Source organism: Longispora albida DSM 44784 (assembly GCF_000379825.1).
Taxonomy (GTDB): Bacteria; Actinomycetota; Actinomycetes; order Mycobacteriales; family Micromonosporaceae; genus Longispora; species Longispora albida.
On record NZ_KB903813.1, the window covers coordinates 335,076 to 360,815 of the forward strand.

The window sequence follows — 25,740 nt, forward strand, 5'->3', positions numbered from 1 at the left end:
ACCGCATGAGCGGCCCCATCCACAAGCTCACCCCGGTGCTGACCAAGCGCTGGCTGTCGCCGGACGCGTGGAAGCTCGCGACCTACGAGCGGCTCGACGGCTACGCCGCGCTGCGCAAGGCGCTCAAGGCCCACCCGGACGACCTGATCCAGCTGGTCAAGGACTCCGGCCTGCGCGGGCGGGGTGGCGCGGGCTTCCCCACCGGCATGAAGTGGGGCTTCATCCCGCAGAACGACGGCAAGCCGCACTACCTCGTGGTCAACGCCGACGAGGGCGAGCCGGGTACCTGCAAGGACCTCCCGCTCATGACGCACGACCCGCACTCGCTGATCGAGGGCGTCATCATCGCCTCGTTCGCGATCCGGGCCAGCCACGCGTTCATCTACATCCGCGGTGAGGCTGTTCAGGCGGCGCGCCGGCTGCGCGCGGCCGTGAACGAGGCCTACAGCCGTGGCTACCTGGGGCGGAACATCCTCGGTTCCGGGTACAACCTGGATCTGGTTGTCCATTCTGGAGCCGGCGCCTACATCTGTGGTGAGGAAACGGCTCTGCTGGACTCGCTCGAAGGGTTCCGCGGGCAGCCCCGGCTGCGCCCGCCCTTCCCCGCGACCCACGGCCTCTACTCGCAGCCCACGGTCATCAACAACGTGGGCACCATCGCGAGCGTGCCGTACATCGTGCTCGGCGGGGCCGACTGGTGGAAGAGCATGGGCACGGAGAAGTCCTCCGGGCCGATGATCTACTCGCTGTCCGGCCGGATCAAGAACCCCGGTCAGTACGAGTGCGGCATGGGCATCACCCTCCGCGAGCTGATCGAGCTGGCCGGCGGCATGCAGGACGGCCACGAGCTGAGGTTCTGGACGCCGGGTGGCTCCTCGACCCCGCTGCTGACCCACGAGCACCTGGACATGCCGCTGGACTTCGAGGGTGTGGGCGCGGCGGGCTCGATGCTCGGCACGACGGCCACGCAGCTCTTCTCCCAGCAGGACTGCCCGGTCTACGCCACGTACCGCTGGATCAAGTTCTACGCGCACGAGTCGTGCGGCAAGTGCACGCCGTGCCGTGAGGGCAACTACTGGATGATCCAGGTCCTGCACCGGATCCTGGCCGGCCAGGGCGTCAAGGCCGACCTCGACACGCTGCTGGACGCCTGCGACAACCTGCTGGGCCGGTCGTTCTGTGGCCTGGGCGACGGCGCGACCAGCTCGGTCACGTCCTCGATCAAGTGGTTCGAGCAGGACTACCTCGACTACATCGAGGGCCGCAAGGCCCCGATGCTCAAGCCCGAGCTGGTGGGGGCGCACTAGTCATGACGGATAAAGTCACTCTCACGATCGACGGTATCGAGGTCAGTGTTCCGAAGGGGACGCTGGTCATCCGGGCCGCCGAGCAGCTCGGGATCGAGATCCCGAGGTTCTGTGACCACCCGCTGCTGGAGCCGGCCGGTGCCTGCCGCCAGTGCCTGGTCGACGTGGAGGGCCAGCGCAAGCCGGTCGCCTCGTGTACCCAGACCGTGGCCGAGGGCATGGTCGTCAAGACGCAGCACACCTCGCCGGTCGCCGAGAAGGCCCAGGCGGGGATCATGGAGTTCCTGCTGCTGAACCACCCGCTCGACTGCCCGGTGTGCGACAAGGGCGGCGAGTGCCCCCTGCAGAACCAGGCGATGTCGTCAGGCCGGACCGAGGCCAGGTTCCACGAGGTCAAGCGGGAGTTCCGCAAGCCGCTGCCGATCTCCTCGCAGGTGCTGCTCGACCGCGAGCGCTGCATCCTGTGCCAGCGGTGCACCCGGTTCTCCGAGGAGATCGCCGGTGACCCGTTCATCGACCTGATGGAGCGGGGGGCCGCCGAGCAGATCGGTACCGCCGAGGGCGAGCCGTTCAACTCCTACTTCTCCGGCAACACCGTGCAGATCTGCCCGGTGGGCGCGCTGACCGGTGCGCAGTACCGGTTCCGGGCCCGGCCGTTCGACCTGGTGTCGACGCCGAGCGCCTGCGAGCACTGCGCAGCGGGCTGTGACATGCGGACCGACTCCCGCCGCAACAAGGTGATGCGGCGGCTGGCCGGTGACGACCCGCAGGTCAACGAGGAGTGGAACTGCGACAAGGGCCGGTGGGGCTTCCAGTACGTGACAGCCTTCGACCGGCTCACCGACCCGCTGGTCCGCAGCAAGGAGACCGGCGAGTTCCGCAAGGCCTCCTGGTCGGAGGCGCTGCGGGTCGCGGCTGAGGGCCTGCGGGGCAAGAAGACCGGTGTGCTGACCGGTGGCAGGCTGACCGTCGAGGACGCCTACGCCTACGCGAAGTTCGCCCGGGTCGCCCTGCACACCAACGACATCGACTTCCGCTCCCGGCCGCACTCGGAGGAGGAGGCTCAGTTCCTCGCCGCGTCCGTCGCGGCGGAGGGCGGGGTCACCTACTCCGACATCGACACCGCTCCGGCGGTCGTCATCGCTGGCCTCGAGCCCGAGGAAGAGTGCCCCATCCTCTTCCTGCGCCTGCGCAAGGCCAGTGCCAAGAACAACCTCAAGGTGTACGCCGTCCAGCCGTTCACGACCGGCGTCGTCACCAAGACCGGCGGCACGCTGATCCCGGCGGCTCCCGGTACCGAGGGCGAGGTCCTCGACGCGCTGATCGGTGCCGAGCCGATCCTGCTCGCCGAGGCCGAGGCTGCGCGCGGGGCTCTCCGCCAGGAGGGCGCGATCCTGCTCGTCGGCGAGCGCCTGGCGACCGTGCCGGGCGCGCTGAGCGCCGCTGCGGCTCTGGCCGAGGCGACCGGGTGCAAGCTGGCCTGGGTACCGCGCCGGGCCGGCGACCGTGGCGCGATCGACGCCGGCTGCCTGCCGAACCTGCTGCCCGGTGGCCGCAGCGTCGACGACCTGTCGGCCCGCGCCGACCTGGCCTCGCGCTGGGGAGTCGAGGGGCTGCCGTCCACGCCGGGCCGCGACACGGCCGGGATCCTGGCGGCTGCCGCGAGTGGCGAGATCGAGGCCCTGGTGATCGGTGGCGTCGACCCGGCTGACCTGGCCGACGTACGGGCGGCAGAGGCCGCGCTGGACAACGCCGGGTTCGTCGTCTCGCTGGAGCTGCGGATGAGCGCGGTGTCCCGGCGGGCCGACGTGGTCTTCCCCGTCGCGGCCACGGCAGAGAAGGCCGGGTCCTTCCTGAACTGGGAGGGCCGGGTCCGGACCTTCGAGCAGGTGCTCAACCCCGGCACGATGCCCGACGCCCGCGTCCTGGGCGCCATCGCCGCCGAGCTGGGCGTGAGCCTGGGCGGCGACGTGGTGGCGCTGCGCCGCGAGCTGGGCCAGCTGCCGGCCGTCACGCACCGCCCCTCGGCCCCGGGCTACCAGATCGAGGAGCCGCTGTCGCCCGGCCGGGGCCAGGCGGTCCTCGCCAGCTGGCGTCAGCTCGTCGACCTGGGCTCCATGCTGGACGGTGACGAGTACCTGGGTGGCACGGCCCGCACCCCGGTCGCCCGGCTGTCCGCGGCCACGGCTGCCACGATCGGCGCGACCGACCGGGTGACGGTCGGTACCGCGACCGGCGCGCTCACCCTGCCGCTGGAAGTCACCGACATGCCCGACCACGTGGTCTGGCTGCCCACGAACTCACCCGGCTCCACAGTGCACCGCACGCTGGGCACGATCGCCGGGGATGTGGTCAACATCAGCGCCGGAGGGTCTGAGTGAACCTCGCAGAGAGCCCGAAGCTCGAAGACTTCGGCCACGACGTGTGGTGGATCATCCTGATCAAGGTGGTCGGGATCTTCGCCTTCCTGGTCGTGATGACGCTCTTCACGATCTGGTACGAGCGCAAGGTCGTCGGCCGGATGCAGCACCGGCCCGGCCCCAACCGGGTCGGCCCGATCGGCCTGCTCCAGTCCCTCGCCGACGGCCTCAAGCTGGCCTTCAAAGAGGACATCATGCCGAAGCTGGCCGACAAGGCGGTGTTCTTCATCGCCCCGGTCATCTCGACGGTGTGCGCCTTCACCGCGTTCTCGATCATGCCGCTCGGCGGGATGGTGAGCATCTTCGGCGAGCGCACCCCGCTCCAGCTCACCGACCTGCCGGTCGCCGTGCTGCTGGTGCTGGCCTGCGGCGGCCTCGGTATCTACGGCATCGTGCTCGGTGGCTGGGCCTCCGGCTCGACCTACCCGCTGCTCGGCGGCCTGCGGTCGGCCGCGCAGATGATCTCGTACGAGGTCGCGATGGGGCTGTCCATCGTGGCCGTGTTCATGACGGCCGGCTCGATGTCGACCAGCGAGATCGTCGCCGCCCAGGCCAACGGCAGCCAGCAGGAGATCTTCGGCAGCACGGTGACCCTGCCGGGCTGGTACTTCCTGATGCTGCTGCCCAGCTTCCTGATCTACTTCATCTCCGCCGTCGGTGAGACCAACCGGGCGCCGTTCGACCTCCCGGAGGCCGAGTCGGAGCTGGTCGGTGGCTTCCACACCGAGTACTCCTCGCTGAAGTTCGCGCTGTTCTTCCTCGCCGAGTACATCAACATGGTCACCGTCTCCGCGCTGTGCACCACGCTGTTCCTCGGCGGCTGGCGCGCCCCGGCGCCGATCACCACCTGGTGGGCCGGTGCCAACGAGGGCTGGTGGCCGCTGCTGTGGTTCACGGTCAAGGTGCTGATCCTGCTGTTCGTGTTCGTCTGGCTCCGTGGCACGCTGCCCCGGCTCCGGTACGACCAGTTCATGCGGTTCGGCTGGAAGGTGCTCGTCCCGATCAACCTGGTCTGGATCCTGCTCGTCGCGGGCGTCCGGGTCGCTGCGAACGCGGACAACACCGTGCGGTACGCCATCTACGGCGGCTTCGCTGTCCTCCTCGTCGGGATCATCATGTTCTGGCCGGCCAAGAAGCAGGTCGAGCCGGCCAGCATCGCGCCGGAGAAGCTGCCAGAGGGAAGCTTCCCGATCCCGCCGATGGACCTCGTCGTGCCACCGAGCCCGCGTACCAAGCGGATCGAGCACGCCGCCGCTGCCCCGTCCGCCACTCCGGAACAGGGAGAGTGACCCGATGTTGGAATCAGTGAAGGGTTTCGGCGTCACCTTCGCGCACATGTTCAAGCGAGTGGTGACCGAGGAGTACCCGGAGTACCGCAAGCCGACGGCGCCCCGCTACCACGGCCGCCACATCCTCAACCGGCACCCGGACGGGCTGGAGAAGTGCGTCGGCTGCGAGCTGTGCGCGTGGGCCTGCCCGGCGGACGCCATCTACGTGGAGGGCGCGGACAACACCGACGCCGAGCGGTACTCGCCCGGTGAGCGGTACGCCGGCGTCTACCAGATCAACTACGCGCGGTGCATCTTCTGCGGACTGTGCATCGAGGCCTGCCCGACCCGCTCGCTCACCATGAGCAACGAGTACGAGCTGGCCGCCGACTCCCGGCAGGACCTGATCTTCACGAAGGAACAGCTCCTCGCCCCGCTGCTGCCCGGCATGGAGCAGCCCCCGCACCCGATGCGGCTCGGCGAGACCGAGAAGGACTACTACGTTGGCGCGCTCACCAACCCCGGTACGAGTGCCGGGGCCGAGCGGGTCAAGCCGGGAGGTACGGCATGAGCACTGTTCTGGCCCTGGCTGGCGAGGTGACCACCGGTGAGGCGGCCACCTTCTACATCCTGGCCCCGATCGCGCTGATCGGCGCGATCGGCATGGTGTGGGCGCGCAACGCCGTGCACTCGGCGCTGTTCCTGGTGCTGACCATGCTCTCGCTCGGCGTGTTCTACATCCTGCAGGCCGGGCCGTTCATCGGCATGGTGCAGATCATCGTCTACACCGGCGCGATCATGATGCTGTTCCTGTTCGTGCTGATGCTGATCGGCCGGGACGCCTCGGACTCGCTGATCGAGACCCTGCGCGGCCAGCGCACGGTCGCCCTGCTGCTCGGCATCGGCTTCGCCGGCCTGCTGTGCACCGGCCTCGGCCGGGCGGTGGGCTCGATGACCTCTGTCGGTCTCGACGAGGCCAACGCCGCTGGCAACACGCAGGGCATCGCCAGGGACCTGTTCACCAAGTACGTCTTCGCCTTCGAGGTGACCAGCGCCCTGCTGATCACCGCGGCGGTCGGCGCGATGCTGCTGGCCCACGTGGAGAAGGTGAAGGCGGAGAAGGTCACCCAGCTCGAGATGATGCGGGCCAGGTTCGCGCCCGGCAACTACCCGGCGCCGAAGCCTGGCCCCGGCGTGTTCGCCGCGACGAACTCGGTGGCGGCCCCCGGGCTGCTGCCCGACCGCACGGTCGCAGGCCGCAGCCTCTCCGCGCTGGTCCCGACCCGTGAACTCACCGAGGCCGAGGCCGCGCCGAAGGGGACGGAGAAGTAATGGACCCGAGCTACTACATCGTGCTGTCCGCCGCGCTGTTCACGATCGGCGCCGTGGGCGTGCTGATCCGGCGGAACGCGATCGTCGTGTTCATGTGCATCGAGCTCATGCTGAACGCCGCCAACCTCGCGCTGATCACGTTCAGCCGGATGAACGGCTCGCTCGATGGGCAGATCATGGCGTTCTTCGTCATGGTGGTCGCTGCGGCCGAGGTCGTCATCGGCCTGGCCATCATCATGTCGATCTTCCGGACCCGCCGCTCGGCCTCGGTCGACGACGCCAACCTGCTGAAGTACTAAGAGGTACCGGTGGACAACATTCAGTACTCCGCGGCGGTCGAGTACGCGGCTGCCAGCGGGACGCTGTCGAGCATCTGGTTGCTCTTCGCGATCCCGCTGGCCAGCGCGGCCGTCCTGTTCCTGCTGGGCAGGCGGGCCGACAAGTGGGGACACCTGCTCGGTGTCGCCAGCGTCGTCGCGACCTTCGTCCTGGGCCTGGTGTACTTCTTCCAGCTCAAGGGCCTGTCGGGTAACCGCAGCGCCGAGGTCGACCTGTTCAGCTTCATGCCGGTCGGGTCGCTCAAGGTGGACTTCGGCCTGCTGCTCGACCCGCTCTCTGCGGTGTTCGTGCTGCTGATCACGGGCGTCGGCTCGCTGATCCACATCTACGCCGTCGGGTACATGGCCCACGACCCGGGCCGCCGGCGGTTCTTCGCGTTCTTCAACCTGTTCATCGCCGCGATGTTGCTGCTGGTCCTGGGCAACAACTACGTGATGCTGTACTTCGGCTGGGAAGGCGTCGGTCTCGCCTCGTACCTGCTGATCTCGTTCTTCTTCGACAAGCCTTCGGCGGCCACGGCCGGCAAGAAGGCCTTCCTGATGAACCGGGTCGGCGACGCCGGCTTCGCGATCGCGATGTTCCTGATGTTCGCGCAGCTCGGCTCGGTCAACTACGACGACGTGTTCAACGGGGTCAACCAGCTCACCCAGGGCACCGTCCTGGTGATGGGGCTGCTGCTCCTGCTGGGCGCGTGCGGCAAGTCCGGCCAGTTCCCGCTCCAGGCCTGGCTCCCGGACGCGATGGAGGGCCCGACTCCCGTGTCGGCCCTCATCCACGCGGCCACGATGGTCACGGCCGGCGTGTACCTGATCGCCCGCTCCAACGCCGTCTTCTCCGCCAACGCCACGCTCCAGACGGTCGTGGTGAGCATCGGGGCGCTGACGCTGCTGATCGGGTGCGTCATCGGCTGCGCGAAGGACGACATCAAGCGGGTGCTCGCGTACTCGACGGTGTCCCAGATCGGCTACATGTTCCTGGGCGTCGGGCTGGGCGGGGCCGCGTACGCGCTGGCCATCATCCACCTGCTCGCGCACGGCTTCTTCAAGGCCGGCATGTTCCTCGGCGCGGGTTCCGTGATGCACGGCATGCAGGACCAGGTGGACATCCGCCGGTTCGGCGGGCTGTGGAAGTACATGAAGATCACGTGGATCACGTTCGGGCTCGGGTACGTCGCGATCATCGGCCTGCCGCCGCTGTCCGGCTTCTTCACCAAGGACCCGATCATCCTCGCCGCCTTCAACCGTCCCGGGTGGACGGGCTGGCTGTTCGGCGGGGCGGCGCTCCTCGGTGCCGGGCTGACCGCGTTCTACATGACGCGGCTGTTCGTGCTGACCTTCCACGGCCCCAAGCGGTGGACGGACGGCCAGCACCCGCACGAGTCCCCGGCCGTGATGACCGTGCCGCTGGTGCTGCTGGCGGTCGGCTCCGTGGCTTCCGGTTTCCTGATGTCCACCTCGGTGGTCGACTGGCTCACCCCGGTGCTCGGTAAGCACGCCGAGGAGCACGGCAGGCTCGGGCACTGGACGGTCACCGGCATGACGATGGCCGTGGTCGCCCTCGGCCTCGCAGCCGGTGTGCTGCTGTTCCGCAAGGGCACCGCTCTTGAGGAGCAGCCAGCCGGGCCGGTGGTCACCGCCGCGCGCAACAACCTGTACGCCGACACGTTCAACGAACTTGTCTTCGAGCTGCCGGGCAGGTACCTGACCCGGGCGCTGGTGTTCCTTGACAACCGGGGCATCGACGGCGTGGTCAACGGGCTGGCCGCGATGGTCGGGGGCGGCTCCGGCCGGCTCCGCCGCGCACAGACCGGCTACGTCCGCTCGTACGCCCTGTCGATGCTGGGAGGTGCGCTGCTCGTGGTAGCCGCGCTGATGGCGGTGACGCTCGGATGAGCAAGTTCCCGTTCCTGACTCTGCTGGTCACGCTGCCGCTGCTCGGCGCGCTGATCCTGGCGTTCTTCCCGCGCAGCGCTGGCGAGCTCGCCAAGCGGTTCGCGCTGGTGTGGACGCTGGTGGTCTTCGCGCTGACAGTGGGCGCGTGGCTGGCCTTCAAGGCCGGTGGCGACCGGTTCCAGCTCAAGGACGACTATCCGTGGATCCCGCAGTGGGGTGTGCGGTTCACGTTCGAGGTGGACGGCATCGCGCTGGTGATGGTGGCCCTGATCGGCCTGCTCGTCCCGCTGATCGTGGTGGCGAGCTGGAAGACGGTCGAGGCCCTCGACGGCAACCGGAGCGTCCCGGCGTACTTCGCACTGCTCCTCGCCCTGCAGGGCATGATGATCGGCGTCTTCGCCGCGAGCGACGTGCTGCTGTTCTACGTGTTCTTCGAGGCGATGCTCGTCCCGATGTACTTCCTGATCGGCTCGTACGGCAGCCACCAGCGCCGCCAGTACGCCGCCGTGAAGTTCTTCCTCTACTCCCTGGTCGGCGGCCTGTTCATGCTGGCGGCCGTGATCGGGCTGTGGGTGCTGGGCGGGAACACGTTCGACTGGCACACGCTGGTCGAGGCGGAGTTCACCACCTGGGCAGAGCGCTGGATGTTCCTCGGGTTCTTCGTGGCCTTCGCGATCAAGGCGCCGTTCTTCCCGTTCCACACCTGGCTGCCCGACGCCGGCAGCGCCGCTCCGGCTCCGGCCGCAGCCCTGCTGGTCGCGGTGATGGACAAGGTCGGGACGTTCGGCATCCTGCGGTACTGCCTGTCGCTCTTCCCGAACGCCTCGAAGTACTTCGCTCCGCTGGCGATCGCGCTGGCCCTGGTCGGGATCATCTACGGCGCGCTGCTGGCCGTGGGGCAGAACGACCTCAAGCGGCTGGTGTCCTACACCTCGATCGCCCACTTCGGGTTCATCGGGATCGGCATCTTCGCGTTCACCACCCAGGCCGGCAGTGGTGCCGTGCTGTACATGCTCAACCACGGCCTCGCGACCGGCCTGCTGTTCCTGGTGGTCGGTTTCCTGGTCGCCCGGCGGGGCAGCGCGTCCATCAAGGACTTCGGCGGGGCTGGCAAGCTCGTGCCGTGGCTGTCCGGCGTGTTCTTCATCGCGGGGATGGCCTCGCTGGCGCTGCCGGGTACCTCGCCGTTCGTCAGCGAGTTCCTGGTGCTGCTGGGCGTGTTCGCGGTGAACAAGACGGTCGCCGTGATCGCGACGCTGGGCATCGTCCTCGCCGCCGCGTACGTGCTGTGGATGTACCAGCGGACGATGCAGGGCACTCTCAACCCGGCACTGAACGAGGTGCCGGCGATGAAGAAGGACCTCAGCGTCCGTGAGCTCGCCGTGGTGGCCCCGCTGATCGGGCTGATCCTGTTCCTCGGGTTCTACCCGAAGCCGGTGCTCGACGTGATCAACCCGGCTGTGCAGGCCACGTTCACCCAGGACCTCGGGGTGAGCGACCCGGCTCCGAAATCGGAGGCAAAGAAGTGACCTTCAAGCTGCCGGCGATCGACTACCTCGCGCTGGCCCCGATGCTGGTGCTCTTCGGCGCGGCCTGCGCCGGGGTGCTGGTGGACGCGCTGGTGCCGCGGGAGTGGCGGTACCACGTGCAGGTGCCGCTGTCCCTCGTCGCCCTGCTGGCCTCCGGCGGTTTCGTGGTCGCGCTGGCCAACCGCAAGGAGCACGTGGTGACGGCCGGTTCGGCCGTGGTGATCGACGGCCCGGGGCTGTTCCTCCAGGGTTCGATCGTCGTGCTGGGCATCGTCGCCCTGTTCCTGGTCGCCGAGCGGCGGCTGGAGCCGGGTGGCGCGTTCGTGGCCCAGGCCGCGGTGGTCGCTGGCTCCGAGGCCGACCGCAAGCAGATGCGCAAGCCGGGTGTCACCGAGGTGTACCCGATGATGCTGTTCGCCCTGGCCGGCATGATGCTGTTCTGCTCGGCGAATGACCTGCTGACCATGTTCGTGGCGCTGGAGGTCTTCTCCCTCCCGCTGTACCTGCTGTGCGCGCTGGCCCGCCGCCGTCGTCTGCTCAGCCAGGAAGCGGCCGTGAAGTACTTCCTGCTCGGCGCGTTCGCCTCGGCGTTCTTCCTGTACGGCGTGGCCATGATCTACGGCTACGCGGGCAAGGTGGACTTCCGGGGCATCAACGAGGCGGTGCTCGGCTCGTCGAACAGCAAGACGCTGCTCCTGATCGGCCTGGCGATGCTGGCGATCGGCCTGCTGTTCAAGGTCGCCGCCGTGCCGTTCCACGTGTGGACGCCCGACGTGTACCAGGGCGCGCCGACCCCGATCACCGCGTTCATGGCCGCGTGCACGAAGGTCGCGGCCTTCGGCGGGCTGCTGCGGGTGCTGTACGTGGCCTTCGAGCGGTCGAGCTGGGACTTCCGGCCGACCCTCGGGGTGATCGCGGCGGCGACGATGATCGTGGGCGCGGTGCTGGCCGTGACGCAGACCGACATCAAGCGGCTGCTGGCCTACTCCTCGGTCGCGAACGCCGGCTACCTGCTGACCGGCACGCTGTCGATGAACCGCGACGGGCTCAAGTACACGATGTTCTACCTGGTGGCCTACGGCTTCACCGTGCTGGCCGCCTTCGCGATCGTGATGCTGGTCCGCGACTCGGACGGCGAGGCCACCCATCTGGCCCGCTGGGCCGGGCTGGGCCGCCGCTCGCCGGTGTTCGCCTCGCTGTTCACGTTCCTGATGCTCGCCTTCGCCGGTATCCCGCTGACCAGCGGTTTCACCGCGAAGTTCGGCGTGTTCGCCGCCGCGGTCGGCGGGAACATGACGTGGCTGGTGATCATCGGTGTGCTGAGCAGCATGATCCTGGCGTTCCCGTACCTGCGGGTCGTCGTGCTCATGTGGCTGTCGGTTCCGGGCGACGACACCCCGACGGTGTCGGTACCCGGCGCGTTCACCGCTGCGGCGCTCTTCGTGGGGGTGGCGATGACGCTGGTTCTCGGCGTCGCGCCCAACCAGGCGCTGGAGCTCGTGAACGACGCGGGCGCGTTCCTGAGATAAACGGGGGTATGGCATCGTGGGGGGCGTGGTGACGACGCAGAGCCTGACCAGTGCTATCGGGCTGGAGTTCGCCGACGAGGCGCTGGAGACGGCCGTGCTGGCCGGTCTGGAAGCCGTCGAGGGCGAGCTCCGGTCAGCGGTTGCCAGCGCCGACCCCTTCGTGACCGAGGCCGCCCGCCACCTGGTGGAGGCGGGCGGCAAGCGGGTGCGGCCGATGCTGACCCTGCTCGCCGCGCACTTCGGCGACCCGGAGGCTCCGCTGGTGGTGCCCAGTGCCGTGGTGCTGGAGCTGACCCACCTGGCGACGCTGTACCACGACGACGTGATGGACGAGGCGCTCGTCCGCCGGGGCGCGCCCAGCGCGAACTCCCGGTGGACGAACACGGTGGCCATCCTGACCGGCGACTACCTGTTCGCCAGGGCGGCGTCGATCTCGGCCGGGCTGGGTGTCGAGGCTGTCCGGATCCAGGCGGAGACCTTCGCCCGGCTGGTGCAGGGGCAGATCCGGGAGACGACCGGCCCCCGCGAGGGTGCCGACCCGGTGCAGCACTACCTCGAGGTGCTCGGGGACAAGACCGGTTCGCTGATCGCGACCTGCGCCAGGTTCGGTGCCATGTTCGGCGGGGCCGAGCAGAAGGTGGTCGAGACGATCACCGAGTTCGGCGAGGTGTTCGGGGTGGCCTTCCAGCTCTCCGACGACCTGCTGGACATCGCGTCCGAGTCGGAGTATTCGGGCAAGGTGCCCGGCACCGACCTGCGGGAGGGCATCGCCACCCTGCCGGTGCTGTACGCGCTGGACGGCCCGCCGTCGCGGCTGCGCGACCTGCTCGGCAAGGGCGCGCTGACCGACGACGCCGAGCACGCCGAGGCGCTGGGCCTGCTGCGTTCCTCGCAGGCGATGGCGCAGGCGCGGGCCACGCTCGACGAGTACGCGACCCAGGCTCGTGCCCTGCTGGCCACGCTGCCGGACGTGCCGGCCAGGGCCGCGCTGGAATCGATGTGTGACTTCGTGATCGCCCGGATGGGTTAGAGAAGCTCTTAACGTGGGACCCCTGAAGTCGCTATAGCGACTTCAGGGGTCCCACGTTTACGGAGCATCCGGTACCCGAGGAGCATCCCGCAGGCGGCCAGCCCCATCGAGCAGGCCGCGACGATCCACGCGACCCGGTACGAGGTGGCCGCGGCGACGGTACCGAGCACGACCGGCCCGACGAAGGCCCCGGCGTAGATGCCCATCTGCGTGATGGCGGTGGCCGAGGCTGGTGAGTCGGGGTTGAGCTGCACGACGGCCAGGTTCATCAGGCCGGGCCAGGCCCAGCCGAGGCCGAAGCCGAGCAGCGCGCCGGCGGCGAGCGGCAGCCAGCCCCGCACGGACAGCAGTGCCATGCCGGCGGAGCCGATCGCGAGCATCCCGGCGAGCAGGAAGATCGGCCGCCCGCCACCTGCCGAGGACCGCCGGTCGGCGAGCCAGCCGAGGAAAACGCGCGAGGTCATGCACAACGCGCTGCCTGCGGTGAGCGTGAGTCCTGCGGCTGCCGGGTCGATGCCCTGGTCCACACTGGACGAGACGAGGAACGTGCTCAGTGCGTTGCACGGCCCGGCGGCCAGCATCGCCGCCACCCCGATCACGACGAGCGGCACGGTCGCCGCCCGGGAACGCGGCGGGGCCGGGGTCACCGGCTCGGAAGGCTGCACCAGGAACCACGCGGACAACGCGAGCAGCCCTGCCGCACCCCAGGCCCAGCGCCAGCCGACCGTGAGCGCGAAGAGAGGCACGGCAGCCCCGGCCAGCAGCGTGGACATCGGCACGGCGCACTGCTTGAGGCCGAAGACGAGCCCCTGCCGCCGTTTCGGTACCCGCTGCGCCAGCGCAGTGTTCGCCGCGAGCTGCCCGATCGAGTTGGCCAGGCTGGCGAAGAGCAGGAGGGCGAGCATGTGCCAGTACGAGCGGGCGAACAGGGCCACGGCGAGCATCGAGCTGCCGGCGATCACGATCGCGAGCCGGCTGGCGAAGGCAGCCCCGAACCGTTCGACCAGGGCACCGGCCGGGATGGAGGCGAGCGCGCTGCCGCCGAAGTACGTGGCGACGATGACGCCGAGCCCTGCCGGGTCGAAGTGCAGCTCTGCGGCGAGCTGTACCGCGAGGGCACCCACGAAGAAAACCGGGATCACTGAGGCCACAGTGGTCGAAACAGCCCCGGTAGCGGCCGGTCCCCATCGCGTTGTCACCAGATTGACACTAGGCAGGCGTGTCCTGTTGCGCTGTGGCCCGCATCGCACTGCGTAGCAGCCCCGTTAATAGATAGTGGTGATGGGAGCGGGGACTGGGTGTTCCCCGCGGGTCTTTTGTTCCCTATCGTGGAGGGTGGCGAACCTCACCCTGGAGGCCGTCTGCGGAGGTTGTTGTGAGGGAACTTGGCGACAAGCAGCGGGAAGGACAGCAGGGGCTGACGGTGCCCGGCGAGCACCTTCCGGCCCGTGAAGCTGGCCGGGAGACGCTGCGCTACCACCGGGAGCCGTCCCGCGAGGCGGGCAGCGAGCCGCCGCCGGACCTGATCCGCAGCGTGTCGCGGGCCTTCCGGATCATCGAGGCGGTCGGCGACACCGAGAAGGGGCTGACGCCCAAGCAGATCGCCCGGCGGTGCGAGCTCAACCTCGCCACCGTGTACCACCTGGTGCGCACCCTGTCCTATGAGGGCTATCTGCACCGGCGGGAGAACGGCACCTTCGTGGCCGGGCTCAACTTCTCCGACCGGTACCGGGAGATGACGAAGGCGTTCAGCGCCCCGGCCAACGTCGCGGACGGGCTGCGCCGCGCGGCGGGCCGGACGGGGCACAGCCACTTCCTCGGCCAGTTCATCAACGGCCGGGTCGCGATCACCGGGGTGGCGGAGGGCGCGCGCTCGCCGCACATGGAGGACCTGATCGTCGGCTTCGACGACGGGGCGCACGCCACCGCGCTGGGCAAGGCGCTGCTGAGCTCGCTGTCGGCTCCGGCCCGTGGCCGGTACCTGCGGGAGTCCGGGATGCGCCGGTACACCGCGAAGACGATCACCGAGCACGACAAGCTGGAGTACGAGCTGTCGGTGCAGGGCGGGCGCGGCCTGTTCGTCGAGGTCGAGCAGTACCGGCGGGACGTCGCGTGCGCCGCGACCGTCGTCGCGTACGGGCCGGAGCCCGACCAGGTCGTGGTGCTCGCGACGACGCTGCCGTTGCAGGAGTTCGTCACGACGGCGTCGACGGTCAACCAGCGGATCCGGGCGGCGGCCCAGGGCCTGGCGTCGGCGTTGAGCACGGACGTGCCGGGGATCACCAGGTAGACGGCTGGGGTGTGGCGCCCCGCCGCAGGTACAAAGTCATGGTTTTGTGGCAGCAACGGCCAGAAAGAGTCAAACGGCCAAAGACGAGGCTGGCTGCAACCAGACGGCGTCCACAGTGGTGTCTACAGGTATGGGGTGTCGATGTGTGCCCGGCCGGCGTGTCGCGCGCGACGGCGCTCACACCTGGGCGTGCTCGCCAGCGGGCGGCCGGGCAGGGTGGCGGGCGGGCGCGATACTGTATCGGTTGGCTTTGCCTCCGGACGGGCCGCATAGGGAGAAGAAGTGTTAACGCGCATCAGCTACGTCATTGGCGCACACAACAGCGAAAGCGTCATCAAGGACACGCTGGGTGCGATCGCGGGCCGTCTCGCCGGAATCCCGTCGGAGATTATCATCGTGGAGAACGGCTCCACGGACCGGACACGCGAGGTCCTCGCGGATTTGCGGGCCTCGTGGCCGGAGGGCCCGGTCCAGCTGGTCTGCCTGACCGCGCCGAAGGGCCTCGGCCACGCCATCCGCACCGGCGTGCGCGCTTCGACCGGCGAGACGGTCGTCCTGACCGCTGACGATCTGCCGTTCGGCTTCGACGAGCTCGATGCCGCGGAGCAGGTCGACATCCGCGAGAAGAAGGTGCTGATCGGCTCGAAGGCCCACCCCGAGTCGGCCGTCGACCGTTCCTTCTTCCGGACGTTCATCAGCTTCGGCTACCTCGTGGTGCGCCGGCTGGCGATCGGCCTCAAGACCGGCGACCCGCAGGGCACGTACGTGCTGGACGGCGACTGGGCCCGCCGGGTCGAGCCGGCGCTGGTCGAGGGCGGCTTCCTGGTGACGACGGAGTTGTCGTACGCCGCGGAGCTTGCCGGAATCATGCCGATCGAGGTACCTGTCCGGCTTCGCCGGGCTTCTCACGCAACGCGCATCAGCTTCGCTGACCCGTTCAAGATGGCGCTGGGCCTGGTAGCGTTGCGAGGCCGGCGGAAGCGGCTGAAAGCAGCCGCTGTGACGCCGGACACAGCAGCACCCGGCGGGCGTGCGTCGCGGTCAGAGTGATATCTGGCGATGTTTCCCCGGTCGTGGTCTCCAGTGGCTGCCGGCCGTGAGATGAGGCCCCGAGAGATGGGGCCCATGAGGCGAGGCCCTGGTCCGACCGACAGAAAGTAGTGCCGTGAGTGGTGAGCAGTTAGTGATTGCCGAGACTCAGCAAGCCGCTCCTCCTGCCACGGGACTTCTGAACACCCTCCGTAACTGGGCTGTCACGTTCAAGCCGGTGCTGTCCGTCCTGCGCTACCTGGTGATCGTGGTCGTCGCGGTCGCCGTCGCCTATGCCACTGTCCGGCAGTGGCACGCGGTGAAGAGCACCTTCGGTTCCCTGTCACTCCAGGCGATCCTGCTGTCCTGCGGAGCTGCGGTCGTCGGCTCGGTCGCCAACATGATGGCCTGGCGGAGCATGCTCCGCGAGATGGGTCACCGGATCCCGGTGATCGCCGCGGGGCAGATCTCGTGCGTCGCGCAGCTCGGCAAGTACGTGCCTGGCAGCGTCTGGGCCTACGTCATGCAGACGGAGCTGGGCCGCAAGGCAGGCCTGCCCCGGGACCGCTCGCTGCTCGCCTCCCTGATCGTCGTCGGCCTCGGCATCACCTCCGGCCTGATGGCCGGCGTCCTCGCCGTCCCGGCACTCCGCGCCAACCACTCCGGTGACGCCGTCGTCAGCGTCGCGCTGTGGTCGCTGGCCCTGCTGCTGCCGATCGCCCTGGTCTGCTCGTACCCGCCGGTGCTCAACAAGCTCATCGGCGTGTTCCTCAAGCTCGTCCGCGCCGAGCCGCTGCCCAAGCCGCTGAGCTACGCAGGCGTCGGCCGCGCCTTCGCCTGGACCGCGCTCGCCTGGATCTCCTTCGGCCTGCACGTCTGGCTGCTGATCGGCGCGCTCGCCGACCCCGGCACCAAGGGCATCGGCCTGGCGATCGGCGCGATGTCGATCGCGATGGTGGTCAGCATCTTCGCCGTCATCCTGCCCTCGGGCATCGGCGTCCGCGAGGGCATCCTGGTCGCCTGCCTGATCCCGCTCTTCCCCGGCGACACGGCCACCGCGGCCGGCCTGGCCTTCGGCGTCGCCCTCGCCTCCCGCCTGATCAGCACGGTCAGCGACGTGATCGCGGCAGGCGGCTTCACCGGAGCGGCCCTGTGGCTGCGCCGGTCCATCTAAACCCTTCAGAACCATGATGGTTTACCTGCTGCCACGCTGACCTGATCAGCACCAGCGGCTCTGGCCGCCCCGGACCCTGGCTGCCGGCAGAAGCTATTTCGTCGCCGGGGCCGGCTCAGCCGCCCGGGCCGCGGCAGCCCGCCGGACGTGCCGGATGCCGTCCAAGGTGAACACCGCCAGCGCCAGCCACACCAGCGCGAAGCCGGCCAGCCGCAGCGGCGGCAGCGACTCCCCGAGCAGGAACACCCCGCAACTGAGCTGCAGGACCGGCGCGATGTACTGGAGCATCCCGATCGCGGACAACGGCAGCCGGTTCGCGGCCCCGGCGAACAGCATCAGCGGGACGGCCGTCGCCACGCCACTGCCGATCAGTAGAGCGGTGTGCGCGGCACCCTGGCCGAGCGTGCTCTCACCCTGGGCGCCGACCCAGGCCAGGTACGCGAGGGCCGGCAGGGCGACGACTGCCGACTCGATGAACAGGCCCTCGGCGGCCGGCAGCCCCAGCCGCTTCTTCAGCAGCCCGTACGAGCCGAAGGACACCGCGAGGATGATCGCGATGTACGGCGGGTGCCCGTAGTCGTACGTGAGCACCCCGACGGCGAGCGCCCCGACGCCGATCGCGAACCACTGCCACGGCCGGAGCCGCTCCGACAGCACCAGCACCCCGAGCAGCACGTTCACGAGCGGGGTGATGAAGTACCCGAGCGAGGTCTCGACGACCCGGTGCGTGTTCACGCCGTAGATGTAGAAGCCCCAGTTGGTGGTGAGGAGCAGCGCGCACAGCGTGATCCCGCCGAGGACGCGTGGCTGGAGCTTCCTCAGCCAGCCCCAGTGCCGGGTCACCAGCAGTACCAGGGTCACGAACGCCGCCGACCACACGACCCGGTGCGCGAGGATCTCCACCGGGCCGGCCTTGCTGAGCCACCGCCAGTACAGCGGGAAGGCGCCCCAGATGCCGTAGGCCAGCACCCCGAAGAGGTACCCGCGTCGCAGTTCGTCCACGAGGTCACGCTAGCCCCGCGAGGCCGGGCCGCCCCAGCCGTGTGACCACGGGCATAGCTCAGGCCCGCCCCCGGGGTACGGGAACGGGCCTGAGTCTGGCTCGGTCAGTCGTCGCCACCCGGCGTGACCAGGCTGAGGATCCAGCCCACGATCGCCACGATGATCGCGCCCCAGAAGGCCGGCCAGAAACCGGTCACCTCGAACGGCAGGTTGATCTTCTCGGCGATCCAGTCGGTCAGCAGGAACAGCAGCGCGTTCACCACGAGGCCGATCAGGCCGAGGGTGAGCACGTAGAACGCGCAGCCGATCGTCTTGATGATCGGCTTGAGCACAGCGTTGACGAGGCCGAAGATCAACGCAACGGCGAGCAGTGTGCCGATCTTCTTCGGGGTGGAGTCGCCGCCGACGGTGATCCCGTCGACCAGCCAGGCCGCGACGCCGACCGCGATGGCGGTGACGATGGTCCGGATGATGAATCCCATAGCAGCCATCCTGACACGATCACCCCACCTGGGGCTTCCCTTCCTGCCAACAGGATTCCGGCCGGTTGCCCGCACCGGCCAGCGGGCGCCAGCCAAAGAGGAGCGGGCGGGCCTCGCGGCCCGCCCGCTCCGGTACTAGCTCAGGGTCCACGTGTCGCCGGTGCGGAGCAGGGCGGCGAGGTCGCCGGGGCCTGCGGTCTGGGCCGCGGTGATCTGGTCGCGGACCATGTCGTCGTAGACGGGCCGGGTGACGTTGCGGAAGACGCCGATCGGGGTGTGGCTGAGGTCGGCTTCGGGGAGGCGGGACAGGGCGAAGGCGTACGCGGGCTCTGTGACCGTCTCGTCGTGCTGGATGATCTCGGAGGCGGCGACGGTGTCGGTGGGGACGACGCGGAGGCCGAAGCCGCGCGGGTCCTTCACGACGCACTTGTCGCCGAAGATCAGTGGCTGGCCGTGTTCGAGGCGGATGAGGGCCGCGTCGCGGGTCTCGGGTTCCTTGAGGATGTCGAAGGCGCCGTCGTTGAAGATGTTGCAGTTCTGGTAGATCTCGACGAAGGCTGATCCTCGGTGTTCGGCTGCGGCGCGCAGCACGCTGGTGAGGTGCTTGCGGTCGGAGTCGATGGTGCGGGCGACGAAGGAGGCTTCGGCGCCGAGGGCCAGGCTGATCGGGTTGAACGGCCAGTCGGCGGAGCCCGCGGGGGTGGACTTGGTGACCTTGCCGAGTTCCGACGTCGGGGAGTACTGGCCCTTGGTGAGGCCGTAGATCCGGTTGTTGAACAGCAGGATCTTCAGGTTGACGTTGCGCCGGAGGGCGTGGATGAGGTGGTTGCCGCCGATCGACAGGGCGTCGCCGTCGCCGGTCACGACCCACACGGACAGGTCCGGGCGGGACACCGACAGGCCGGTGGCGATCGCCGGGGCGCGGCCGTGGATGGAGTGCAGGCCGTAGGTCGACAGGTAGTACGGGAAGCGCGAGGAGCAGCCGATACCGGAGACGAAGACGGTGTTCTCGCAGGCGATGCCGAGCTCGGGGAGGAAGCCCTGCATCGCGGCGAGGATCGCGTAGTCACCGCAGCCCGGGCACCAGCGGACCTCCTGGTCGGACTTGAAGTCCTTGGCGGTGAGCCGCAGGGGGAGTTCAGTGCTGGTCATTGAGGACACGCTCCACCTCGGCTTCGAGTTCGTGCGAGGTGAACGGCAGGCCCCGCACCTTGTTGTATCCGACGACGTCGACGAGGTACCTGGCGCGGAGCACGTGGGCCAGCTGCCCCATGTTCATCTCCGGGACGATGACCGTGTCGTAGGCGGCGAGGACGTCGCCGAGGTTGGCCGGGAGCGGGGCGAGGTTGCGCAGGTGGGCGCTCGCCACGTCGAGGCCGCGCTTGCGGAGGGCACGGCAGGCCGCGCCGATCGGCCCGTACGTCGAGCCCCAGCCGAGGACGAGGACGCGGGCGTTGCCGGTCGGGTCGTCGACGGCGACGTCGGGTACCGGGATGCCGTCGATCTTGGCTTGCCGGGTGACGACCATGTGGTGGTGGTTGTCGGGGTCGTAGGAGATGTCGCCGGTACCGTCGGCCTTCTCGATGCCGCCGATCCGGTGCTCCAGCCCCGGTGTCCCGGGCACGGCCCACGGCCGGGCGAGGGTCTCGGGGTCGCGCTGGTACGGGAGGAAGCGGCCGTCGGGCGTGTTCGGCGCGGTCGCGAAGGACACCCGCAGGTCGGGCAGGGCTTCGACGTCGGGCAGCAGCCAGGGCTCGGAGCCGTTGGCCAGGTACCCGTCGGACAGCAGCAGCACCGGCGTCCGGTACGTGATGGCGATCTGCACCGCTTCCAGCGCCGCCATGAAGCAGTCGGCGGGGGACTGGGGCGCGATCACCGCGACCGGGGCCTCACCGTGGCGGCCGAACAGTGCCATGTTGAGGTCGGCCTGCTCGGTCTTCGTCGGCATGCCCGTCGACGGGCCTGCCCGCTGGACGTCCACGACGACGAGGGGCAGTTCGAGGGCGACGGCCAGGCTGATCGTCTCGCCCTTGAGCGCGACACCCGGGCCGGACGTCGTGGTCACGCCGATCGCCCCGCCGTAGGAGGCACCGAGCGCCAGGCCGATCGCGGCGATCTCGTCTTCGGCCTGCACCGTGGTGACGCCGAACTTCTTGTGCTTGGACAGCTCGTGCAGGATGTCGGAGGCCGGTGTGATCGGGTACGCGCCGAGGAACACCGGCAGTTCCGACCGCACCCCGGCCGCGACGAGCCCGTACGCGAGGGCCACGTTCCCGGTGATGTTGCGGTAGTCGCCCTTGGGCATCGGGGCCGGCTTGACCTCGTACTGGACGGTGAAGTCCTCTGTGGTCTCCCCGAACGCCCAGCCGGCCTTGAACGCCGCGATGTTGGCCGCCACCAGCTCCGGGCGCGAGGCGAACTTGCGCTCCAGGAAGGCCAGAGTGGACTCCGACGGCCGGTGGTAGAGCCAGGACAGCAGGCCGAGCGCGAACATGTTCTTCGCGCGCTCCGCGTCCTTCTTCGAGATCGTGTGACCCTCCAGTGCCCGGACCGTCAGCGACGTGAGCGGCACCGGATGCACCGAGTACCCGGCGAGGGAGGCGTCCTCCAGCGGCGAGACCGCGTACCCGACCTTCTGGAGGGCGCGTTTGCTGAACTCGTCGGTGTTCACGATGATCTCGGCACCCGGGGGCAGGTCACCCAGGTTCGCCTTGAGCGCCGCCGGGTTCATCGCGACCAGCACGTCCGGGGCGTCGCCCGGCGTGAGGATGTCGAAGCTGGCGAAGTGCACCTGGAAACTCGACACCCCGGGGAGGGTTCCGGCTGGTGCCCGGATCTCGGCGGGGAAATTGGGCAGTGTCGATAGATCGTTGCCGAACTGTGCCGTTTCGGACGTGAAGCGGTCGCCAGTGAGCTGCATGCCATCACCGGAGTCACCTGCGAAACGGATGACAACGCGATCGAGCTGCTGGAGCTGTTTCGTCACACTTCCTCCTTACCCCCGCTGCACTCGCGATGCTAGTCCTTACGGGGTGGTGACGGTGGGGCCGGTGGCGTGGAGATTCCGCGCAGACTGAGTGAATGAGAAGAGCCCGGGCAGTGGCGGTCGGCCTGGCTGCGGCCGCAGGTGCGCTGGCCATTGCCGAGTTGGTGGCTGTCTGGGTGCGGCCGGAGTCGTCTCCGGTGCTCGCCGCCGGCTCGGCTGTGATTGACGCCGCACCGCACTGGCTCAAGGACTTCGCGGTGCGCGCTTTCGGCACTGCCGACAAACCGGTCCTGCTCGGGGTCATTTATCTCGTACTGGCTGGCTACGCCGCCGCCGTCGGCCTGCTCGCTGCCCGCAGGCTGTGGCTCGGCCAGGCCGGCGTCGCGCTGCTCGGGCTGGCGGGTGTGCTGTTCGCGCTCGGCCGTCCGGGAGCCGGGCCCGCCGACGTGCTGCCCGCCGTCGCCGGGAGCGTCGCGGGGGCGTGGCTGCTGGCGGTGCTCGCGACCCGTACAAAGGAAATGGAGGGACGGCGCACCCTCCTGGTGGCCGGGGCGGTCGCTGGAGTGGCAGTGCTGACCGGAGCCGGCGCACGGGCCTGGTCGGGAGTGCGGTCGGCTGGAACGCGGTCCCGGGCGCAGGTGAAGCTGCCGTCCGGCGCGGCGATGCCCGCTGTCGAAGGCACGGATCTCAAGCTGCCGGGGCTGCCGTCGTTCGTCACGCCGAACGACGAGTTCTACCGGATCGACACGGCGCTGAGCATCCCGCAGGTCGACGCGGAGACCTGGCGGCTCAAGCTGCGCGGCATGGTCGACCGGCCGCGCACGATCACGTTCGCCGAGCTGCTGGCCATGCCGATGGTCGAACGGGACATCACGCTCACCTGTGTGTCCAATGAGGTCGGTGGGCCGCTCATCGGCAACGCCCGGTGGCTGGGCGTGCCGCTCGCCCCGCTGCTGCGCGAGGCAGGCATCCACCCGGCAGCCGACCAGCTGGTCATGCGGTCCTCGGACGGCTGGACCTGCGGCAGCCCCGTCGCGACCCTGCTCGACGGCCGCGACGCGCTGCTCGCCGTCGGGATGAACGGGCAGCCGCTGCCGATCGAGCACGGCTTCCCGGTCCGGGTCGTCGTGCCGGGGCTCTACGGCTACGTGTCGGCCTGCAAGTGGCTGGCGGAACTGGAGGTGTCATCGTTCGCGGAGTTCGACGCGTACTGGGTACGCCGTGGCTGGTCGGCACAGGGCCCGATCAAGACGTCCTCGCGGATCGACACACCGAGAGGCCGGGTACGAGCCGGGCCGGTGCAGGTCGCCGGCGTGGCGTGGGCCCAGCACCGGGGCATAGCCAAGGTCGAGGTACAGGTCGGCGACGGGCCCTGGCAGGAGGCGAGGCTGGCCGCCGTGCCCAGTTCCGACACGTGGCGGCAGTGGGTGCACACCTGGGAGGCGACGCCGGGGGAGCACCGGATCCGGGTACGGGCGACCGACGGGACCGGCCAGGTGCAGACGACGGCCCGCGCGCCGGTCGCCCCGGACGGAGCGACCGGGCTGCACGAGGTCAGCGTGCGCGTGGGATGAACGTGTGCCTGGCCTGGTCCCAGGCGAGCTGCTTTTCCGCCCCGGCGTAGAGGAGGGTCAGGTTCGGGTTCTTCAGGGTCCAGCCGCGCAGGCCCGCCGAGTCCCAGCCGTGCGGGGTGGCCAGCAGCGAGAAGCCGAGGCCGGTGTCGGACAGGTGCAGCAGGAACAGCGCCGTCTCACCGGAGCTGCGGCCCGCCGGCACGCACGTCACCGGGGTCAGCATCTCGCTCATCCCGTCGCCGTCGAGATCGGCGAACTCGGCGATGCCGTGAATGCTGCGGATCTCGTACCGGGCGGTGGCCGTCGTCGCCACGCCACTCGCGAACGTCAGGTCCCCGCCGGCGCAGGCAGCCGAGCCGGGCAGCGAGAGCGTGGTGTTGTTGGCGTCGGCGGTGCCCTGGTACCGCGTCACCTGGCTGAACTGACCATTGTGGAACTCGTAGACCCGCTGCTGCGTCGGGCTCAGCCCCAGCGGATCACCCGGATCGATGCCGACCCTGAGCCGGTGCCCCTCCACAGCCACGCTGTTGTACCGGACGGCGGGCCCCGGATCGAGCTGCCCGAGCCCGGCCACCTGCCCGTCGGCCGCGACCCGCACAGCCATCAGCGGCTGGGTGCTGCCACACGACACGGGCAGCACGGCGTCCGTGCGGCCATCGGCGTCGATGTCGCCGTACCCGAGCGGGCCGGAGCTGGGCCTGGCCACCCCGCCGGGGCAGGAGGCGAGCGGCACGGAGACGGCCTTCCAGTCCACGGCCGGCATGCTGGAGGCCCGGCCGGCCCGGTCGGCGTCGGACTGCCCGCCCGGCCAGTACCAGAACGCTGCCGAAGCGGCGAGCACCAGGCTGAGCATGCCAGCCGCCGCCTGGTACCTGCCGTGGCGCGCGCGGCGGTTGCCGAGCTGGCGGAGCTGGTCGGAGCCGGGACCGGGGACGTGCTCGCGGACCTCGGTACGCAGCGCGGCGAACGCGCCGGCCAGCGGGTCGCGCTCAGACTCCGTCACGAGCCGCCTCCTCGGTGAGCTGGGCTGCCAGTGCGGCCCGGCCACGGTACAGCCAGGACTTCACCGTGCCCTCCGCCGTGCCGAGCTGCCGCGCGATCTCCGCGACCGGCAGGTCGGCCAGGTAGTGCAGGACGAGGGCCTGGCGCTGGCCGGTGGGCAGCGTGCGCAGCGCGGTGACCAGCACGACGCGGTCCGGGCTCATCTCCGGCACGTGCTCGACCCGGCTGCGCTCCAGGAACCGGCGGGCCACCCCTTTGCGCCGCCACCGGCTCGTCGACAGGTTGACGGCCACCCGGCGCAGCCAGGCGACCGGGTCGTCGTAGGTGACCACAGAGGACCAGCGCTGCCAGGCGCGGGCGAAGGTCTCCTGCGCCATGTCCTGCGCGTCGCCGAGGTCTCCGGAGAGCGCGTACAGCATGGCCACCAGCTCACCGTAGTGGGCCGAGTACAAGGAGTGGAAGTCGGCGCCGGCTGCTGCGTCGGTCACCTCACGGCGGGAGCGAAACATCCGCTCCTCCGTGGGAATCAGGGGCAGGGCAGCGGGTACCGCCATCGTAGTCACGCCACAACAGACGCGCAGCCCCGCCCGCTGGTTGCAGTATCGTGTGCGGCGTGGACTACCTCGGCTCGTACCGGCTGCTCGGCCTGCTGCTGATCCTCGGCGCGGCCTTCTTCACGGTCGCCTTCACCGCGAACCGGCTGCTCAGCCGGCGCGCGCCGTCCGCAGGCAAGAACGCGACCTACGAGTGCGGCATCGACCCGGTCGGCGGCGACTGGGCGCAGGCCCAGGTCAGGTACTACGTCTACGCGTACCTCTACGTGCTGTTCGCCGTGGAGAGCGTCTTCCTCTTCCCCTGGGCCGTGACCTACGCGCTGGACGGCTTCGGCATGGTCACCGTCGTCGAGATGGCCATCTTCGTCGCCGTGCTGGCCCTCGGGCTGCTCTACGCCTGGCGCAAGCGCGTTCTCTCCTGGACGTAGGGTGGACTGATGGGTGTAGGTGGCGTACTCGGTGAGCCGATCCGGTTCGTGCTGAACTGGGGGCGGAAGTACTCCCTCTGGGTGTTCAACTTCGGCCTGGCCTGCTGTGCGATCGAGTTCATCGCCGCGTCGATGGGCCGTCACGACTTCATCCGGCTCGGCGTGATCCCCTTCGCGCACGGCCCGCGCCAGGCCGACCTGATGGTCGTGTCCGGCACGGTCACCGACAAGATGGCCCCGGCGATCAAGCGGCTGTACGACCAGATGCCCGAGCCGAAGTACGTGATCTCGTTCGGCGCGTGCTCCAACTCCGGCGGCCCGTACTGGGACTCGTACTCGGTGACCAAGGGCGTCGACCAGCTCATCCCGGTCGACGTCTACGTGCCGGGCTGCCCGCCGCGGCCCGAGGCGCTCCTGCACGGCATCCTGCGTCTCCAGGAGCAGATCGCCCGCGAGCAGGCCGGCTTCGGCGGCGTGAAACGGGACGCGGCGTCCCTGACCGCCCCGCTCGTGCGCAAGCCGTAGTTTCCCAGACTGGCCGACTCGCCGCTGAGCTGCGCATACCCTCAAGGT

23 protein-coding genes are annotated in these 25,740 nt (G+C 69.5%); 16 read left to right on the top strand and 7 right to left on the bottom strand.

All coding sequences use genetic code 11. The features are described from left to right. The first annotated feature begins 5 nt into the window (after nucleotides 1-5). The 10 genes from nuoF to A3G1_RS0101615 are packed head-to-tail and all read left to right on the top strand — an operon-like array spanning nucleotide 6 to nucleotide 12,646. On the top strand, nucleotides 6-1,307 hold the full coding sequence (gene nuoF / locus A3G1_RS0101570) for an NADH-quinone oxidoreductase subunit NuoF (RefSeq protein ID WP_018347701.1): 1,302 nt from the start codon (nucleotides 6-8) through the stop codon (nucleotides 1,305-1,307). Nucleotides 1,308-1,309: 2 nt separating this feature from the next. Next, the gene (locus tag A3G1_RS0101575; RefSeq protein ID WP_018347702.1) at nucleotides 1,310-3,688 is read left to right on the top strand and encodes an NADH-quinone oxidoreductase subunit G; all 2,379 of its coding nucleotides are present in this window, start codon (nucleotides 1,310-1,312) and stop codon (nucleotides 3,686-3,688) included. Further along, on the top strand, nucleotides 3,685-5,016 hold the full coding sequence (gene nuoH / locus A3G1_RS0101580) for an NADH-quinone oxidoreductase subunit NuoH (RefSeq protein ID WP_018347703.1): 1,332 nt from the start codon (nucleotides 3,685-3,687) through the stop codon (nucleotides 5,014-5,016). The genes A3G1_RS0101575 and nuoH overlap by 4 nt, the downstream gene beginning before the upstream one ends. A 4-nt stretch (nucleotides 5,017-5,020) precedes the next feature. After that, a complete protein-coding gene (nuoI, locus tag A3G1_RS0101585) occupies nucleotides 5,021-5,566 on the top strand; it encodes an NADH-quinone oxidoreductase subunit NuoI (protein ID WP_026211708.1) in 546 nt (181 codons plus the stop codon). Beyond that, nucleotides 5,563-6,327, top strand: coding sequence for an NADH-quinone oxidoreductase subunit J (locus tag A3G1_RS0101590; protein WP_018347705.1), 765 nt, complete (start codon nucleotides 5,563-5,565; stop codon nucleotides 6,325-6,327). The genes nuoI and A3G1_RS0101590 overlap by 4 nt, the downstream gene beginning before the upstream one ends. After that, nucleotides 6,327-6,626 (top strand): NADH-quinone oxidoreductase subunit NuoK, encoded by a 300-nt coding sequence (gene nuoK, locus A3G1_RS0101595; RefSeq protein WP_018347706.1) that lies wholly within the window; start codon nucleotides 6,327-6,329, stop codon nucleotides 6,624-6,626. Before A3G1_RS0101590 ends, nuoK begins: the two co-directional genes overlap by 1 nt. Before the next feature lie 9 nt (nucleotides 6,627-6,635). Continuing rightward, nucleotides 6,636-8,558 carry an NADH-quinone oxidoreductase subunit L gene (nuoL, locus tag A3G1_RS0101600; protein WP_018347707.1) on the top strand — a complete coding sequence of 641 codons (1,923 nt, stop codon included), beginning with the start codon at nucleotides 6,636-6,638 and terminating at the stop codon, nucleotides 8,556-8,558. After that, nucleotides 8,555-10,087: an NADH-quinone oxidoreductase subunit M gene (locus A3G1_RS0101605; protein WP_018347708.1), complete on the top strand. Its 1,533-nt coding sequence runs from the start codon at nucleotides 8,555-8,557 to the stop codon at nucleotides 10,085-10,087. Before nuoL ends, A3G1_RS0101605 begins: the two co-directional genes overlap by 4 nt. Before the next feature lie 41 nt (nucleotides 10,088-10,128). Beyond that, complete coding sequence (gene nuoN, locus A3G1_RS0101610) at nucleotides 10,129-11,616, top strand: NADH-quinone oxidoreductase subunit NuoN (protein ID WP_051110410.1); 1,488 nt, start codon at nucleotides 10,129-10,131, stop codon at nucleotides 11,614-11,616. Nucleotides 11,617-11,641: 25 nt separating this feature from the next. Further along, nucleotides 11,642-12,646, top strand: a complete 1,005-nt coding sequence (locus A3G1_RS0101615; RefSeq protein ID WP_018347710.1) for a polyprenyl synthetase family protein — start codon at nucleotides 11,642-11,644, stop codon at nucleotides 12,644-12,646. An 8-nt stretch (nucleotides 12,647-12,654) separates the two neighbouring features. On the opposite strand, the gene A3G1_RS0101620 is transcribed toward A3G1_RS0101615, so the two are convergent. After that, complete coding sequence (locus tag A3G1_RS0101620; protein WP_018347711.1) at nucleotides 12,655-13,788, bottom strand: MFS transporter; 1,134 nt, start codon at nucleotides 13,786-13,788, stop codon at nucleotides 12,655-12,657. 326 nt (nucleotides 13,789-14,114) lie between these two features. Between A3G1_RS0101620 and A3G1_RS0101625 the strand changes: the two genes are divergently transcribed. The 3 genes from A3G1_RS0101625 to A3G1_RS32670 all read left to right on the top strand — a co-directional run bounded on the left by A3G1_RS0101625 (nucleotide 14,115) and on the right by A3G1_RS32670 (nucleotide 17,139). Then, nucleotides 14,115-14,936 (top strand): IclR family transcriptional regulator, encoded by an 822-nt coding sequence (locus A3G1_RS0101625; RefSeq protein ID WP_051110412.1) that lies wholly within the window; start codon nucleotides 14,115-14,117, stop codon nucleotides 14,934-14,936. A 282-nt stretch (nucleotides 14,937-15,218) separates the two neighbouring features. Further along, the gene (locus A3G1_RS0101630) at nucleotides 15,219-15,986 is read left to right on the top strand and encodes a glycosyltransferase (RefSeq protein WP_018347713.1); all 768 of its coding nucleotides are present in this window, start codon (nucleotides 15,219-15,221) and stop codon (nucleotides 15,984-15,986) included. 133 nt (nucleotides 15,987-16,119) lie between these two features. Further along, nucleotides 16,120-17,139 carry a lysylphosphatidylglycerol synthase domain-containing protein gene (locus A3G1_RS32670; RefSeq protein WP_157640844.1) on the top strand — a complete coding sequence of 340 codons (1,020 nt, stop codon included), beginning with the start codon at nucleotides 16,120-16,122 and terminating at the stop codon, nucleotides 17,137-17,139. A gap of 93 nt (nucleotides 17,140-17,232) precedes the next feature. Here A3G1_RS32670 and rarD read toward each other — a convergent pair whose 3' ends face one another. The 4 genes from rarD to A3G1_RS0101655 all read right to left on the bottom strand — a co-directional run bounded on the left by rarD (nucleotide 17,233) and on the right by A3G1_RS0101655 (nucleotide 21,609). After that, nucleotides 17,233-18,141 (bottom strand): EamA family transporter RarD, encoded by a 909-nt coding sequence (gene rarD / locus A3G1_RS0101640; RefSeq protein ID WP_018347715.1) that lies wholly within the window; start codon nucleotides 18,139-18,141, stop codon nucleotides 17,233-17,235. Between the two features lie 104 nt (nucleotides 18,142-18,245). Beyond that, nucleotides 18,246-18,623, bottom strand: coding sequence for a phage holin family protein (locus tag A3G1_RS0101645; RefSeq protein ID WP_018347716.1), 378 nt, complete (start codon nucleotides 18,621-18,623; stop codon nucleotides 18,246-18,248). A 135-nt stretch (nucleotides 18,624-18,758) separates the two neighbouring features. After that, a complete protein-coding gene (locus A3G1_RS0101650) occupies nucleotides 18,759-19,775 on the bottom strand; it encodes a 2-oxoacid:ferredoxin oxidoreductase subunit beta (RefSeq protein WP_018347717.1) in 1,017 nt (338 codons plus the stop codon). Further along, entirely contained in the window at nucleotides 19,762-21,609 is a 1,848-nt protein-coding gene (locus tag A3G1_RS0101655; RefSeq protein ID WP_018347718.1) for a 2-oxoacid:acceptor oxidoreductase subunit alpha, read from the bottom strand. Before A3G1_RS0101655 ends, A3G1_RS0101650 begins: the two co-directional genes overlap by 14 nt. A 95-nt stretch (nucleotides 21,610-21,704) precedes the next feature. On the opposite strand from A3G1_RS0101655, the gene A3G1_RS0101660 reads away from it, so the two are divergent. Then, nucleotides 21,705-23,183, top strand: a complete 1,479-nt coding sequence (locus A3G1_RS0101660) for a molybdopterin-dependent oxidoreductase (protein WP_026211710.1) — start codon at nucleotides 21,705-21,707, stop codon at nucleotides 23,181-23,183. On the opposite strand, the gene A3G1_RS0101665 is transcribed toward A3G1_RS0101660, so the two are convergent. Both A3G1_RS0101665 and A3G1_RS0101670 read right to left on the bottom strand, forming a co-directional pair. After that, on the bottom strand, nucleotides 23,164-24,186 hold the full coding sequence (locus A3G1_RS0101665; protein WP_018347720.1) for a hypothetical protein: 1,023 nt from the start codon (nucleotides 24,184-24,186) through the stop codon (nucleotides 23,164-23,166). The genes A3G1_RS0101660 and A3G1_RS0101665 overlap by 20 nt on opposite strands. After that, the gene (locus A3G1_RS0101670; protein ID WP_051110413.1) at nucleotides 24,173-24,694 is read right to left on the bottom strand and encodes a SigE family RNA polymerase sigma factor; all 522 of its coding nucleotides are present in this window, start codon (nucleotides 24,692-24,694) and stop codon (nucleotides 24,173-24,175) included. The genes A3G1_RS0101665 and A3G1_RS0101670 overlap by 14 nt, the downstream gene beginning before the upstream one ends. A 104-nt stretch (nucleotides 24,695-24,798) precedes the next feature. Here A3G1_RS0101670 and ndhC point away from each other — a divergent pair, with 104 nt between their 5' ends. Together ndhC and A3G1_RS32675 are read left to right on the top strand one after the other, a co-directional pair. After that, entirely contained in the window at nucleotides 24,799-25,167 is a 369-nt protein-coding gene (gene ndhC / locus A3G1_RS0101675; protein ID WP_018347722.1) for an NADH-quinone oxidoreductase subunit A, read from the top strand. Nucleotides 25,168-25,176: 9 nt separating this feature from the next. Then, nucleotides 25,177-25,692 (top strand): NADH-quinone oxidoreductase subunit B, encoded by a 516-nt coding sequence (locus A3G1_RS32675; protein ID WP_018347723.1) that lies wholly within the window; start codon nucleotides 25,177-25,179, stop codon nucleotides 25,690-25,692. Nucleotides 25,693-25,740 lie beyond the last annotated feature (48 nt).